The sequence below is a fragment of the Bacteroides sp. DH3716P genome (assembly GCF_025914115.1).
GTDB classification, from domain to species: domain Bacteria; phylum Bacteroidota; class Bacteroidia; order Bacteroidales; family Bacteroidaceae; genus Bacteroides; species Bacteroides ovatus.
The window spans coordinates 1,775,449-1,792,695 of record NZ_CP083673.1 but is presented as its reverse complement, the minus strand read 5'-3'; the positions used below and the strand labels follow the sequence as shown (position 1 = coordinate 1,792,695).

The following is a 17,247-nucleotide window of genomic DNA, read 5'->3' as shown; positions in this document are numbered from 1 at the left end:
AAAAAACTAGAATATGAAACTGAAAAATATCTTATTATATCTGTTACCCATAGCCGGCTTATGTAGTTCGTGCAATGATGAATGGGAAAATGAACAGTTTACACATTATATATCATTTAAAGCTCCCATTAACAGTGATGGTGTATCTCGAATCAATGTACGCTATAGATCTGGTGATGAAAAGACGACATTTCAGTTACCAGTCATTGTGAGCGGATCTACTACCAATGAACGTAACATTACAGTACATGTTGGTTTGGATACGGATACCTTGGAAGTACTGAACCAAGAACGCTTCAATAATCGTACCGATTTATACTATCAAGTATTGCCAAAGAAATTCTACTCTCATTCAGAAACGGTGCAGATCAATGCCGGGCAAGATGTAGCATTAATGCCTATCGACTTTTCAATGGAGGGCATTGACTTATCAGACAAATGGGTATTACCATTGACTATCGAAGAATCACCTGATGGAAACTATACCCCAAACTATCGAAAGCACTATCGGAAGGCATTGCTTCGTGTGATGCCATTCAATGATTATTCAGGAAACTATAGTGCTGTAAATTACAAAACATATTTGAATGGTTCAGAAACAGATGCACCATACGTGAAGAATTATGTTATGATGTATGTAGTTGACGATGAAACGTTATTCTTCTATGCAGGTTTATTTGATGAAACTCGTCAAGACAGGAAAGGATATCGGATTAAAGCAAAATTCAACAATAATGGAATGGTTACGCTTTCTCCGGCAGACCCCAATAATAAAATGCAGTTTGCGCTCGGTAAAGATGATTTTAATAATGAGATCACTGCTTCTTACAGTATCACTGAGTCAATGGATGCTATCCGTCCTTACTTAATGCATCGAACCATTATTATCAATAATATCAACTATACGTTCAAAGACTATACAACGATTCCCGGTGTAGAAACTGAATTTCATGTAATGGGTTCGTTGACATTAGAACGTCAAATCAATACTCAAATTCCGGATGAGGACCAAGCTATCGAATGGGAAGAAGGAAACTAAAGGTTGACCGAAAAATAAATAAACTATAAATGGGGATTGTAAATGCTGTGGATATTTGTAAATATCCACAGCATTTCAATCGTTTATTACTAATCGCAATGAATAAATATGTATTGTTTTTAATTTTTATATTTTCATGTATTGGCTGTGGAGAAACAAATGAACAGGATGCCAATACAATAGAAGGTAACACCGATACTTCGCAAATAACAATTGCACCAGTGACGAATTTGAAGGCTAAGATTACACAAAATCCCAATGAACTTTATCTAACATGGACGAATCCGATTACTGTGACCAATATGCTAGGGGTAGAAATCTATTATAAACAGAAAGGTTCCAATGACGAAAAAAGAGTGAATACGATCCAGAAAGGAGAAGGGTATGTACTCCGGTTGACATCCGCAGAGCCTTATTTCATATCTGTTGTTGTGGTGGATAACTACGGAAGAAAATCAGAAAGAGTCACCATTACTGCTATTCCATCGAATAAGGGAGTGCCTTTGGCAAATAGTTGTACGTATGTGCTTATTGAACAGTTTATGGATAAAACGAAAGGAACGTTTTGGGTATCACCCCAAAATATATCTGGAAATTCGGCTAATACTTATATTTATTGGCAACAGGCTCATGCTATTGATGTGGTATTGTATTCTTATGAACGTATCAAAGATAATAATCCTATATTGGCTGCGACATATAAAGAATATTTTGAAAGATGGTTTCAAAATCATGGAAATAATTATCATCACGACAACAACGATCCTACAGGCTTTTCAAACCCATATACTGATGATATGTGTTGGATTGGTCTGACTTTGTTACGAATGTCAGAAGTGTTAGACGATAATAAGTTTGCCGATACAGCCAAGAGGTTGTATGACACTTACATTATTACACGAAAATGGACAGATGATAAAGGAACTGGACTTCCTTGGAATAATGAAAATAATTCTAATGGGCGAAGCCGGAATATATGTACCAATGCTCCCGGTGCTTTGATGGCTGCCAAATTGTATAAAAAATACAATGAAGATAAGTATTTATCAGATGCTAAAATACTTCATAAATTTGCCTACGACAATAATTACTTAACATTGGGAGATGGTAGAATAGAGGAACCTCCTTTAACCTATACGCAAGGTACGTATGGAGAAGCAAGTAGGCAATTGTATCATATTACAAATGAAAAATATTATCTGACATGTGCAGAAAAAGTAATTAGCTATGTCACAACCAGTGATAGGTGCTTAACTAATGGCATTTTGCGTAATGAAGGTCAGTCTATGGACCAAAGCATCTTTAAAGCTGTTTTGATTCCTTATATAGTCAATTTGGCATTGGATGAAGCTGCTAATAGTACACTTAGGCAGAATCTGATTCTTTTCCTGCGAAAAAATGCAGAAACATTGAGCGCAAACTTGATTCGTGGAACTTATCCGGAAATGTATTGTAACTATTATTGGGGATCCATATTTACTGGAAATATTGCTTCTATGGGCGCACAAGCAAGTGGAGCTTCTCTTTTGGAAGGTGTTCTCCGACTGAATACAGCACTAGGAAATAATTAGTCATAAGCATCACTGTTTAAAATGAAGCAATGCAACCTTAATTATTCATGCGAATCAGTTGTTGAATGTAAGTTCTTGTTTTTAAGAAATTCTTTGATGCTAAAATAGCTTTGATACGCTCCGTAGAACAGATAGAAGGTATATTATTGAATATAAGATAAATAATAAGCAGCTTGCCATTGTTTAAATCCAGCTCAATGACAGGCTGCTTAAATTATAATTACTTATAGTATGCTGCAGATATGATTATAAAAGATCTAATATAAATAGAGAACTTTAAATTAAAAAACAGAGTAGTTTTGCAAATTCACTTTTAAAGATTAAATTTGCAAATAATAAAATAAAAGCAGCAATGATAGAACGAATATTGAAATCCAAGCTAATTGAAATGGCAAATAAATATCCGATTGTCACATTGACAGGACCTAGACAATCTGGAAAATCAACATTATTGAGGAATTCCTTTCAGGACTATGAGTATGTATCTTTGGAAGATCCTGATATGAGATTATTTGCTACAGATGATCCGAGAGGATTTCTTTCCACCTATCCGGATAAAACAATTATCGACGAAGTTCAAAGAGTTCCGTCACTTTTCTCTTATATTCAAACGCATACCGATAAAGAGAATAAAGAAGGTATGTATATGCTGGCTGGATCTCATAACTTCTTATTAATGGAAAGTGTGAATCAATCATTAGCTGGACGTACGGCAGTACTCAAGCTACTACCGTTTTCGCATTATGAAATGGAAAAAGGAGAAATATTGCCATCCAGTGTAAATGAAGAAGTTTTTAAGGGAGCTTATCCACGTATTTATGATAAAGCTATAAATCCGAATGATTATTATCCTTTCTATATACAAACATATGTAGAGAGAGATGTGAGATTATTACGTAATATTGGGGATCTAAGTAAATTTATTAAATACCTCAAATTATGTGCAGGTCGCATAGGGCAATTATTAAATCTTTCATCATTAGCAAATGAATGTGGAATTTCTGTCACAGCAGCTACTAACTGGTTATCTATATTAGAAGCAAGTTATATCTGTTATTTACTGAAACCTGATTATAACAATTATGCCAAACGATTGGTAAAAACTCCTAAGTTATATTTTTATGATACAGGGCTAGCCTGTTCTTTACTTGACATACAAAATGCAGAACAAATAACTACTCATTTTTTACGTGGAGGATTGTTTGAAAATCTTGTCATCAATGAATTTGTAAAAGAATCCTATAATAGAGGTGTTGAACCGGGATTATCATTTTGGCGTGATAGTACTGGCAATGAGGTTGACTTATTAAGAATGGTTGGCGGGAAACAGTATGCCTATGAAATCAAATCAGGAGCAACTTATTCACCGGATTTCTTTAAAGGTATTTCAAAATGGGCTAAACTATCTAATACTCCAACGGAACAATGTTTCGCGATTTATAATGGAGATAAGGATATAAAAACATCTGTCGGTCAAGTGAATGGATGGAATCATTTTAGTCTGTTTTAAACTGCCACTAATATATCATGTCTTTATTCCATCTTATTTGATCCCTGAAACTACATTTGGGGATATATTATTTCTTTATCATGCATGAACTGTTGATATTTTATTCTAGAATTAGAATTTGTTGAAACAATCTGGGATACCCCAAATCCTAGAAATAAATCATTTTTATAGACTACAAAAACACTCGAAAAACCAACTAATTACAACACAGAAACAAGACATGTTAGCTATACATATCTGATAATAAACTAAATAACTAAAAAAAACTTAGTCTGGACAGGACCCGGAAAACCAACTTTGCACGGATGACTTCGCCGGACATTGGGCACACAATGCCAATCTTTCTGTAAAAGCTATCATGGGAGTGGCCGGATACAGCGAAATGGCTCGGATGCTCGGATTGAATGATGTAGCTGAAAAATATGCTGTTATAGCTAAGAAAATGGCAGTGAAATGGGAAGAAATGGCGAATGAGGGAGATCATTACCGTCTGGCTTTTGACCGTAAAGATACCTGGAGTCAAAAATATAACATGGTTTGGGATAAGTTGTGGAACCTGAATTTATTCCCTAATAATGTTATCAGAAAAGAGATTAACTATTACTTGACAAAGCAGAATCCTTACGGGCTTCCTCTGGACTCTCGTAAAGAATACACAAAATCCGACTGGATCATGTGGACGGCGGCTATGTCTTCAGATAAGGAAACCTTCCAGAAATTCTCTGATCCTGTCTATAAATATATCAATGAAACAGTATCACGTGTACCTATCAGCGACTGGCACCATACAGACAGCGGACGATGGGTTGGCTTTAGAGCTCGTTCGGTGATCGGAGGATACTGGATGAAGGTATTAATAGACAAAATTCAAAATAATCAATAAAATTACTATGACGTTAACTTAAAAATTGTACATATGAAGTTCTTAAAAAAAATGTTGTTGGTTGGGCTACTTCCTGGCTATTTGATATGCCAGGCACAAAATGTCCAAAACAAAGAAGATGTACCCTTGGATTTAGGATATCGTGTACTCCCTATGGGAGATTATAACGGTTCAGCCTACACAATCTCGGGTAAACAGTTACGCAATCTACCTGTTACAAATCTTTCGGCAGTATTAGCCGGACTGGTACCTGGTTATTTTGCCCGACAAGTGCAAGGTGGTGGATTAGTGAATGAACAGAATTCATTCTGGATAAGAGGGCAAAGGAGTAATTCGCCCGATGTATTAGTATTGGTTGATGGACAGGAACGGGATTTTGCTGTTTTGTCATCACACGAAGTAGAATCAATTACCGTATTGAAAGATGCTGCAGCAACAGCCTTATATGGAATGCGTGCAGGCAGTGGAGCTATTCTGGTTACAACTCGTAAGGGAGCAAAGGGGAAACCGCAGGTTGAATTGACAGCTCAAATTATAGCTCAACAACCACTTAAAGAATTAAAGTCATTAAACGCAGCCGATTATGCAAGACAGCACAACATAGCCCGCCATAATGACAATCTGGATCCCTTGTATTCGAACTATGATATAATGAATTATGCTAAGAATGATCCTAATTCCATTTTATATCCCAATGTAGATTGGGCTGATAAATATTTGAAGGATATCCGATGGAGTCAACGCTATAATCTTAATATTCAAGGAGGAACAGAAAAAAGTACATATTTCGTGAATGCAATGTATACTCGTAACAATGGCTACTTCAATACAGATGATTCACATGATTATAATACCAATCACTCTGCTGAACGGTTTAATATCCGTTCCAATATCGATTTTGCTGTAACTCGAACTACCCAACTGGATGTAAATCTGTATGGCTGGTATCAAAGTCAGAATGGCCCTGGCAGCGGAGCCGAAAATATCTATAATAATCTAGTCACATTACCGCAAGGAATCTTCCCAGAATGGTACAATGACCAAGGATATACAGATCAATACGGCAATGTTATCAATGCAGAAGATGGGAAAATTGTAGCAGGAAATGCATTCCGTGAAAATCCATGGGCAATGCTAAATCGCTCCGGCTACTTCCAGGACAAACAATTGTATGGTTCTTTCCGTACAAAACTCTCACAGGATCTTTCCTTCATAACAGAGGGATTAAAAGCTTCTGTTGCTCTATCCATGGATTCACGCACAATTTCTTCTATCAGACGTACAATAACTTTCGCATATTACGAAAAGGATGCGACGAATGAGAATGTTCTCCGCCGGACCCGCGAAGATGACTCGATGATAAACAAGGTAGATAATACCAGTTCTTTCCGCCGGACCGGTATCGTGGCTCAATTAGATTATAACCGTACCTTTGGAAAACATGGAGTTTCGGCTTTAGCTTTCTATGAACAATATGAAAGCAATGATGAAATGGTATTGCCAACCCGCTTCCAAAGCGTAAATAGTTGGTTCGGCTATAATTATGATAAAAGATATGGCATCGATGTTATCGGAGCTTATCAGGGATCTCACAAATTTGGTCCGGGACACAAATTCGGTTTCTTCCCTACAATATCTGCCGGATGGACTGTTTCTAACGAATCTTTCTGGAAAGATGCAAAAAAAATAGTGCCCTACCTGAAGCTAAAAGCATCTTATGGACAAGTCGGCAACTCATCCGGCGTAGATGCCTTTTATTACAGGGGACGTATGTGGCCGCAAAACGAAGTCTATATCACAGGGGTAAACATGGGAACAAAGCTTGGAGGATACATTCAGGATATACTTCCAAATCCCGGATTGACTTGGGAGAAAGCTAGAATTCTGAATATCGGAATAGATACCCGACTATTTTCAGACCGGTTATCTGTTACAGCAGAATTTTTTAAAGACAACCGTCATGATATGTATGTAGTAAATAACAAAATCAGTTCTCTTGTCGGCAATGTAAAGGAATTTAAGCAGAATATAGGCAAAATCAATAGCCATGGAGTAGACTTATCTGCCATGTGGAATTCAAATATTGCAGACTGGAGCTATTTCATAGGTGGTACATTCTCTTATTCTACGAATGAACTGATTGCAAACGGTGAAGTAGATCAGCCATACGAATGGTTGAAGAATCAGGGACGGCCTTTAGGAGAAAATCGAGGATACATTGCAAAAGGCTTTTTCAATTCTTGGGAAGAAATAGCAGCCTCTCCTGTACAAACATTCTCTGATGTCCAACCAGGTGATGTACGTTATGAAGATATAAACAAAGACGGACAGATTGATGTAAACGATATGGTACCTATCGGTTACGGAGACATTCCCAGAATCATGTATGGTATTAACTTAGGAGTCGGCTACAAAGGATTTTCGATCACCGCATTATTTCAGGGAGCCGCAAAAGTCTCTCATCAATATTCGGACATTGTGATGAATCCTTTCACAGATAACGGAACCATATTTGAACATCAACTTGATTACTGGACACCCGAACACCAGAATGCAACATTCCCACGTTTAACAACACTGGACAATGCCAATCTTAATAACAGGCAGATAAGTACATTAAATGTGAAAGATGCTGATTTCTTAAGATTAAAAACACTGGAAGTTGCCTATGACTTTCCTACAAAAATGATACAGAAAATCCATCTTAAGGGATTGAGGCTTTTCCTTAGTGGAACGAATCTGATTACCTGGACAAAATATAAATGGGTTGATCCTGAAGCTCCTTCACTGGCAGCTCCTTTGACGAGAAACATGAGTATAGGTTGTTCCTTAAAATTCTGATAGCATGAAAAAATCGATAATTTATTTGGCAATAAGCGCAACACTAACATTTTCCGGTTGTGATTATCTGGATGACATGCCCTATGACTGGGCCCAGCCTGATGATATTTTTACGAATGAACAGAACTATCTGAAACCGATTAATCAGGTGTATGCATATATTCCCGAAGGCTTCAACCACGTAGGAAATGCCTTTTTAGATGCAGCCACCAATGATGGAATAAGTACAATCATAGATTCGGATATTCATAAGTTGTCTCGTGGGTATGTCACTTCTTCAAATCCGATTGAAGAATGTTGGAATAAGTCATACAAGGGAATTCAACAGGCCATTTTTGCCCGCAAATATTTGCGTGAGGCTGACTTGGTGTTACAAAATAAGACAGAAGAAGACATCCAGACATTTAAAGATACCTATTGTGCGGAAACTGAATGTTTACAAGCCTTATTTGAGTTTAACCTGTTAAGACACTACGGAGGCTTTCCTATTGTCGATCGTATTTACGAAGTCGACGATCCTGAACTGCAGACAAAGGCAAGAGACTCTTTCAAAGACTGCGTCAATCACATCGTACAGTTATGTGAGAGTGCTGCCGCTGTATTGAAAGTTGATCCGGAAGGTGGGAATGGTTCTTATGGCCGTATGACTAAAGGAATGGCACTTGCTATTAAAGCCAAGACATTACTCTATGCCGCAAGCCCACTCTACAACAGAACGGATAATAACGATCCACTACTAGGCTATACTGACGGCTCGGATGTGACGGAACGTTGGAAACTTGCAGCCAAAGCTTGTGCAGATGTAATCAATCTAAATGCAGACGGAACAATATCTCCGAATGGAAATAAAAAATATAGTCTGATAGCTCTTACTGCTGCTAAAACGTACGACAAGATCTTTATCAATGCCAATCCTAATCCGGAATATATCCTATTCTATACGGCTGCTAAGGACAATGGTCTGGAAAACAGACATTATCCCCCTACAATCTCAAAAGATCAGGGAGGAGGTACAGTACCTTCACAGCAATTGATCGATGCATTTACCATGAAAGATGGAAGCGATTATACCCATTCTTCTGACGGTGCAAGCATGTATACTAACAGAGACCCGCGTTTGACAGCAATTATCGGATATGACGGTTCGGTTTATGGAAAGAATACCATTTATACGCGAATTAGTGATAACACAACCATAGACGGACTCAACCAAGTGAAGAACCGTTCGACCAATACGGGATATTATTTAGCTAAATTCCTGGACAAAACACTGAACTTCGGACAGGCCAATGTGGGTACCGTTTTCCACTTATTCCCGATGATTCGCTTATCTGATATCCTACTTTCCTACGCAGAAGCCATGCACCACGCTTACGGCATGAATGCGGATCCAGAAGGCTATGGTTTGACAGCAATAGAAGCCGTACAAAAAATACGTACCAGAGCAGGATTCGGAACAAATGATAAATTTCTTAATGGGGTGACAGATAACAACTTTATGGAAAAAGTGAAGCAAGAACGCCGTATCGAACTCTGTTTTGAAGAACATCGTTACTTCGATTTGCGACGTTGGATGGATGGCAATCAACTTAGAGAACCTATTATCGGAATGAAAGTAGAAGAAAATGCTTCCGGGCTTCATTATACACGCATTACAGTAGATGAAGCACGCAATTTTAAAGATTACATGTATTATCATCCTATTCCTCTGAAAGTAATCAAGGAAAGCCCTTCCATCCAACAGAATCCAGGTTGGTAACGGGCATCAAAACTATTTAATAGATAGAAAACATGAAAAAGATAATAATATTATTCATATGCTTAACCAGCTCCATCTGGCATGTCTGTGCACAAACCAAAGTTAGCGGAATTGTTAAAGATGCCCAAGGAATGGAGATGATTGGCGCTACTGTCCTTCAGAAAGGGACTAATAATGGAATAGTGACTGGTTTGGATGGCAAATTTACTCTTACATTGTCCAACGAAGCAGAGCAAACACTTCTTATCTCAATGATCGGCTTTATAGAACAATCTATTGCCATAAAAAAGAATCATCCTTTTATCAATGTCACCTTGGAAGAAGACATTGCACAATTAGATGAAGTTGTGGTAGTAGGATACGGGACACAGAAAAAAGTATCTCTGACCGGTTCTATTTCTAATGTCGGGACCGAAGATTTGAAAAGCATGCCTGTATCAAGTGTCACAAACGCTTTAGGTGGCCGCATCCCGGGACTAGTAACCCGACAAGAGAGCGGACGTCCCGGCGGTGATCAGGCTACGATGTTTGTTCGTGGTCGTGCTTCATTGAACGACTCTAGCCCCTTAGTACTGATTGACGGGGTAGAACGGCCTATGGCGCAAATCGACCCTGATGATATTGAAACTATCTCCGTGTTAAAGGATGCTTCTGCAACAGCCGTATACGGTGTACGAGGAGCAAATGGTGTGATATTGGTAACTACCCGGAGAGGTCGTGAAGGAGAAACTCAAATTTCTTTCTCATCTGAATTTGGTGTTACTTCCTTCAATCGCATATCCCAAACCCTAAATTCAGAATCCGTTTCAAGATTCATGCGTGAGGGTGCTATCAATGATGGCTTTGACCCTTCCGATACCGGTAATACTCGCGGCCTTTTCCTGTCAGAATATGACAACTATCTATATCGTACCCAGAAAAGTCCGTTTACACACCCGGACAATGACTTTGTAGATATGTTTACGAAAAATGGTCTCCAACAGAAATACAATGTAAACCTATCGGGCGGAAATAAAACAGTACGTTACTTCGTCTCTGTGGGATACTTCACTCAAACCGGTATGTTTGAGACAGACGTAGACAAAATTAAAGAACATGAGACAATACAAGCTCTTTTAGCAGCCTCACCCGATGTAGCAAAAGGCTTATACAAAGAAGGTTATAATTCGGAATATAAGTACAGTAGGCTCACCACTCGTTCGAATATCGATATCAACCTAACTGAAGATTTCAAGGTATCCGTGAATCTTGCTTATCGTTTCGGAAGTCAGAACCGCCCCTATGGCTATGATGCTGACGGACAGGAAGCACTGCGTCTGTTCGGCATGTTCTATTGCAATTCTCCTCAAGCATTCCCAATCTTAAACGCGAATGGAACTTATGCCGCCGCCGATGGTATATGGAGACAGAATCCACTCGTGACATTATGCTATTCAGGATTTTTTCTTAATTTCAATAACAAACTTGAGACAGATTTTGCTTTTAAATATAACCTAAGAAAACTGTTAAAAGGATTAAGTATAGACGGAAAATTCTCTTACGATGCAGGCTGGAGCAATAACCGAAGCATACAGCAGCGTCCCAATATCTATCAATATAATCCTGTAAACGGAACTTATAAACAAGGGCTTGAAATGGTGTTGCCAACAAAAGCCACCAATAAAACGGCAGCTACACATCGCAAGTATGCTGAAGCGGCAGTTCGTTATAAACAATCTTTCTCCGGGCATAATATATCCGGACTGGTACTTTATAATATGAGTTACACTTCCACTCCCGGTGGACGCTATTCTTATGTACCTCATATCTATCAGGCTTTAGTAGGACGTGTGAACTATGATTATGAGAATCGCTATCTATTCGAAGTTAACGCAGGCTATAACGGCTCAAACCGTTTTGCGGAAGGACACCGTTATCAGCTCTTTCCTGCAGCATCAGTGGGATGGGTACTGACTAACGAACCTTTCTTTAAAGAAAACCCTATCTTAAGTTTTACTAAACTACGCTTCTCTTATGGTGAAGTTGGTAATGACAAGCTGGGAGGTTTCTCTTACTATTATCGTTCAGGATACGATGAAGGACTAGGCTACACTTTTGGAGAGACACATAATCCTGCGATTAAAGGTCTGATTCAAGGAAAAAGCGCCAATGAAAATATCACATGGGAAGTTGCACGGAAATATAACTTAGGACTTGAGACCAAATGGTTGAAAGATAAAATATCTGCCAGTATCGACTTTTTTAAAGAGCGTCGTAGTAATATCCTATGTGAACCGGAAAGATATTCTCAAGCAGCCGGTTCAAACGGATTGGCTCCCATAAACTATGGTGTCGTAACAAATCAGGGATATGATTTGGAAATAGGCTATCAAGATCAAAAAGGAGATTTCGGATATTCCATAAAAGGGATTTATGGATATGCACACAATGAAATTGTAGAGAAAAGTGAATCTGTAAAGCCCTATGCCTATATGTCACAAACGGGAAATCCTATCGGACAGTTTATCGGCTATATTTCCGACGGTTTCTTTAGCTCTTATGAAGATGTAGCAAGTTCTCCCGTTCAATTCGGACAAGTAAGCCGACCTGGAGATATTAAATATAAAGACTTGAATCATGATGGAGTGATCGATTCTAACGACCAAGCTCCTATCGGCTATAATCCGGTACCCGAAATGACTTTCTCTCTTGCTGCCGGTTTGAACTGGAAAGGAATTGATTTTAGTATATTGCTTCAGGGAGCTGCCCGTTCATCCATCTATCTGCAACAGGATATTGCATGGGATAATTTCTGGGGTAATTATTACGAAGAGCATATCGGAAGATGGACACCGGAAACAGCAGCAACAGCAACGTACCCACGTTTCACTAAAGCAGCCACTGCCGCGCATCCTAATTATTATAAATCTGACTATTGGTTGAAAGATTCCAAATACTTGCGTCTGAAAAACATTCAGTTAGGTTACACTATACCTCGCAAACTATTGAAAAAATTCGGAGTACGTTCACTTAGAGTATATGCGAATGCCTACAATCTCTTTACATGGGACAACGTAAAGAAGGTAGACCCTGAATCATCGAACAATAGTAATGGACAATTCTATCCACAACAAAAAGTAATAAATTTTGGTATCAACCTGAATTTCTAATGTTTGAAATGAATAATTTATGAGAAAACTATTTATATCCTTTGTAACGGCTGTCCTGCTTACCAGTTGTAGTGCAGATAGCCTGATGAAAGAAACCGAACTGGATCTTACGGATACAGAGAAAGTTTATTCGGACATTACATTGACCCGCAAAGTTGCATACGACTTGTATGCACGTATGCGCATGGGGAGAGACCGCCTTGGCAGTTTTGGTTTTTTGGCAAACATTGGTGGTTCGCCTTGTATGCTTGACAACGCAACAGACGATGGAGCCGGAAATACAACCCGTGCCGGAGGGGCAGTTATTCCCGAACTCGAGAAATTTATCAAAGGGGGAATTGATGCTTCCAAAGGTTTGATTGGCGGTGACCATCCATGGATATTCTACTATAAGGCCATCCGCTCTGCAAACACATTCCTGAACAACGTAGACCGTTCACCATTGGAGGATGCAGAGAAGATTTCCCTGAAAAACCAAGTACGCTTTCTGCGTGCATTGTATCACCACGAACTGTTTCGTTTCTACGGAGCATTAGTAATCGGAGACAAAGAACTCGATCCGTTACTTTATGACGAAATCAAACGTGAATCGTTAGAAACCACAGTCCGCTGGATTGCTAATGAATTCAAAGAACTTGCAGAGCCGGGAGTATTGCCCGACAAATACGATGCAGCAGATTACGGAAGAGCTACCCGGGGAGCAGCCCTAGGCTATCTGGCACGCACATTACTTTATGCAGCAAGTCCCTTACACAATGCGTCCGGAGTAACTTGGAGAGAAGCGGCTGATGCTGCCTACGATATGATTGAATATGCTGACAATGGAGATTTCTATCGTTTATATGAAGATCCGACCACTCCCGAAAAGAGCTACACACGATTATTCAATACCCGTGCCAATGGTGAGGTAATCATGGGATTTCTCCGTGCACCGGCAAATGACCTCTACGGAATGATGCCTGCCTTTGATCCCTGGAATGTAAATAAAGAGCTACTGACTTGTCCGAACCAATGGCTGGTAGACTGTTATGATATGCTCGACGGCTCACAGCCCATTCTCGGTTACGAATCAAATACGAAAGCTATTATTAACCCGAACTCCGGTTACAATGAAAATTCTCCTTATGCTAACAGAGATCCCCGTTTGGCACAGAGCATTCTATGTGATGGTGCTACCTGGCCTTTGGTCAACGGTAAGCCAGCTACAATAGACCTGTCAAAATCATATAGATGGGGAAGCGGATACTTCCTGACAAAGTTTCTGGATGACCGTATCGATCATCGAAAAGGTGGTACCACTTACATGGACTTTCCAATGATGAGATATGCAGAAATCCTGCTCGATTATGCAGAAGCCGAGAATGAAGCTGAAGATACGAACACAGCCAGAGAAAAAGCAATAGCCCAGCTTAACAGGATACGTCGTCGTGCCGGTATCACGACAGACTTACTGGCCGCAGATTATAATCAGGCAACCCTTCGGGAACGCATACGTAAAGAACGCCGTGTAGAACTTTGTTTTGAAGATCATCGATTCTTTGATATAAGAAGATGGCTGATAGCAAAAAATGTAATGAGATTACCGGCTGTCGGAATAAAGAAAATTAACGGTGAATATCAACGGGTAACTTTAGATACGCGAAACTATAACGAGCGCATGAACTTGGCTCCAATACCACAGGATGAAGTTAATAACTGCCCGAATATCTACCAGAATCCAGGATACTAATCTAAATAGAATGTTTACTTAAAAAAATAAAGTCATGAAAACAAATAGTATAATTGCATTAATTCTGTCAATCAGTTTATTTGGATTATTCGGTTGTGCAGATAAATATGAAGTTGATTATGAAGCACCTGTCAAAATCGAATTTGCGGGTGTCGATCAGAATAATAGAGTATCATTAACGAAAGGGATTGCTGAATACACGGCAACCGTCAAAGTACAAGGAGAAATCATGAGTTTTGAAATTTATCAGGCAGACTCCAAAACCGGAATGCAGGGAAGTCTGATAGAAGAAACTGCCCAGTCATTTGCAGACGGAACGACTAATTACGAAACAACTTACAAGTTTACTTCTTTAAAAGAGAATGCCTGTATTACAGTAGTCGTTCTAGGTACCGACGGCCATACGTACCAACGTAACTTATTGGTAGAGATTACTCCTTCTGTTTTATTCTCCGATCCGGATTACGGAAAAGATGGAGAAATAGTAGAGACAGCTTCAGCTTATTATGGTTGTTATTATGCAACATGGCTTCTTGGACGCACTTATATGGCTGCTGATGCCATGAAATATACAAACGAAGTCGATTTCTCACTCGGAGATATTATCTTGCCTTCAGGAAGCGAAGCTGTACCAGCTCTTGTTTCACCTGCTAAAAGAAGTGATTATGGCTTGATGACAATTAATGGTTTACAACACACATTATTTGCTGAAACCTCTTTATCACAAGCAGAATTTAATGCAATCTCCCAAGTAGATGCAACTCCGATAGAAAATCTAGCAAATCCAACCTCCGAAGTCTTAGCTATTCAGGCAGATAAAGTTTACCTGTTCAAAACTGCCAATGGAAAGAAAGGATTGATTTGCATACAAAAAATAACAGCAAAAACTGGTACTATCGAAGTCTCACCGGATAATTGGGTAGAAAACACTAAATACTCATGGGTACAATTACTGACTAAAACCGTGGCGAAGTAAAGCTCCCATTCAAGATACCTTCTCCAATGATCGTATCATAGAATAATTAGAAGAATAGAGAAGTTCTCGTTTTCTACGAGCTTCTCTATTCCTGTTTTCCCAATAGAAGAAAGAAAAAATCTATCATTCTACCATTTTTTTTCCTTTATTGATTAGTATTTTTCCTTCCTTCTCTGATATCTTCCCTACTTTTGCGAAAAGTCATCATGAAAAACTGAAGTTAATTAAATCACAATAATTATGAATCTGAAAAAACATTTACCCTGGCTGGGAGCCCTACTCCCCATTGCTAACACACAAGCAGAAACAAAACCTAATGTAGTAATTATCTATATCGATGATATGGGTATCGGTGACATAGGTTGTTATGGAGGTAAATTCGTTCCTACTCCCAATATTGACAAGCTGGCACAGGACGGACTATTATTCAACCAATATTACTCTTCTGCGCCGGTTAGCTCTCCATCCCGCTGTGGATTAACCACAGGTCTCTTTCCTCTTGAAGTGGGAATCAACACTTTCCTGAACGACAAAGCTGCGAACAAGAGATGCGAACAACGTAATTTCCTGGATGATAAGTTGCCTTCCATGGCGCGTGCCTTCCAAAATGCAGGTTACTCAACAGGACACATCGGAAAATGGCACATGGGAGGCGGACGTGACGTGCACAATGCTCCTTCTATTAAAAATTACGGTTTTGACGAATACATATCAACCTACGAAAGCCCGGATCCGGATCCAACAATCACTGCAACCAAATGGATCTGGTCGGATAAAGACAGTGTAAAACGTTGGAGACGTACCGAATACTTTGTAGACAAAAGTATTGAGTTTGTAAAAAAGCATAAAGACGAACCTTTTTTCCTGAATCTATGGCCGGATGATATGCATACCCCTTGGGTACCGGAATTCAAACAAAAGGAAAGAAAAAGCTGGGAAACACAAGAAGCATTTGCTCCNCTATGGCCGGATGATATGCATACCCCTTGGGTACCGGAATTCAAACAAAAGGAAAGAAAAAGCTGGGAAACACAAGAAGCATTTGCTCCTGTACTTGCAGAAATGGACAAACAACTCGGACGTTTCATCAAAACCCTGGATGAGCTGGGAGTGGGAGAAAATACAATCATTATTTTCACTAGCGACAATGGTCCTGCACCCAGCTTTAAATCTGTACGTTCCGCTTATTTGAGAGGAACTAAAAATAGTCTTTATGAAGGGGGAATCCGTATGCCGTTTATCGTTAGATATCCAAAGAAAATTAAAGCCGGACAGGTAAATAACGAGTCTGTATTATGCGCAGTAGATTTATATCCGACTTTGTGTTCTATAGCCGGAATNCCAAAGAAAATTAAAGCCGGACAGGTAAATAACGAGTCTGTATTATGCGCAGTAGATTTATATCCGACTTTGTGTTCTATAGCCGGAATCAAAACAGAAAAAGGTTACAAAGGCGATGGGCAGAACTATTCAAAAGTTCTTCTCGGTAAATCGGAAGCCAAACGTAAAACCGATTTAATGTGGGATTTCGGACGAAACAAACATTTTGGCTTTCCTGGGAACCCTTATGACAGAAGCCCCCATTTAGCTATACGCAGTGGAAAGTGGAAATTATTAGTGAACGGTGACAGAAGCGATGCGCAACTATATGATATGGAAAAGGATAAGTTCGAAAAGAATAATATCGCAAATGAGCATCCTGATTTGGTTGCAAAGTTGAGCAAGAAAGTATGTAAATGGTTTGAGGAAAACAAAGACAAAGGAAAAGAGTAATACAGTGAAAAACAAAT

Annotated in this window: 9 protein-coding genes and 1 pseudogene; all 10 read left to right on the top strand. The window is 39.2% G+C overall.

Translation table 11 applies throughout. The features are described 5' to 3' along the window. Positions 1–13 precede the first annotated feature (13 nt). The gene (locus KQP79_RS06245) at positions 14–1,039 is read left to right on the top strand and encodes a DUF4973 domain-containing protein (protein WP_004312319.1); all 1,026 of its coding nucleotides are present in this window, start codon (positions 14–16) and stop codon (positions 1,037–1,039) included. A 29-nt stretch (positions 1,040–1,068) separates the two neighbouring features. Next, positions 1,069–2,610, top strand: a complete 1,542-nt coding sequence (locus KQP79_RS06240; protein WP_004312318.1) for a glycoside hydrolase family 76 protein — start codon at positions 1,069–1,071, stop codon at positions 2,608–2,610. A 352-nt stretch (positions 2,611–2,962) separates the two neighbouring features. Further along, positions 2,963–4,120: an ATP-binding protein gene (locus tag KQP79_RS06235; protein ID WP_004312317.1), complete on the top strand. Its 1,158-nt coding sequence runs from the start codon at positions 2,963–2,965 to the stop codon at positions 4,118–4,120. A gap of 274 nt (positions 4,121–4,394) precedes the next feature. After that, positions 4,395–5,003: pseudogene (locus KQP79_RS06230) on the top strand (glutaminase domain-containing protein); the annotation flags it as partial. A 33-nt stretch (positions 5,004–5,036) separates the two neighbouring features. Further along, positions 5,037–7,844 carry a SusC/RagA family TonB-linked outer membrane protein gene (locus KQP79_RS06225; protein WP_061447798.1) on the top strand — a complete coding sequence of 936 codons (2,808 nt, stop codon included), beginning with the start codon at positions 5,037–5,039 and terminating at the stop codon, positions 7,842–7,844. 4 nt (positions 7,845–7,848) lie between these two features. Next, a complete protein-coding gene (locus KQP79_RS06220) occupies positions 7,849–9,603 on the top strand; it encodes a RagB/SusD family nutrient uptake outer membrane protein (protein WP_061447799.1) in 1,755 nt (584 codons plus the stop codon). Between the two features lie 32 nt (positions 9,604–9,635). Continuing rightward, positions 9,636–12,752 carry a SusC/RagA family TonB-linked outer membrane protein gene (locus KQP79_RS06215; RefSeq protein ID WP_234120975.1) on the top strand — a complete coding sequence of 1,039 codons (3,117 nt, stop codon included), beginning with the start codon at positions 9,636–9,638 and terminating at the stop codon, positions 12,750–12,752. A gap of 19 nt (positions 12,753–12,771) precedes the next feature. Then, a complete protein-coding gene (locus KQP79_RS06210; protein WP_061447801.1) occupies positions 12,772–14,481 on the top strand; it encodes a RagB/SusD family nutrient uptake outer membrane protein in 1,710 nt (569 codons plus the stop codon). Positions 14,482–14,515: 34 nt separating this feature from the next. Continuing rightward, positions 14,516–15,457 (top strand): hypothetical protein, encoded by a 942-nt coding sequence (locus tag KQP79_RS06205; RefSeq protein ID WP_061447802.1) that lies wholly within the window; start codon positions 14,516–14,518, stop codon positions 15,455–15,457. A 240-nt stretch (positions 15,458–15,697) separates the two neighbouring features. Then, entirely contained in the window at positions 15,698–17,230 is a 1,533-nt protein-coding gene (locus KQP79_RS06200) for a sulfatase (protein ID WP_264386622.1), read from the top strand. Positions 17,231–17,247 lie beyond the last annotated feature (17 nt).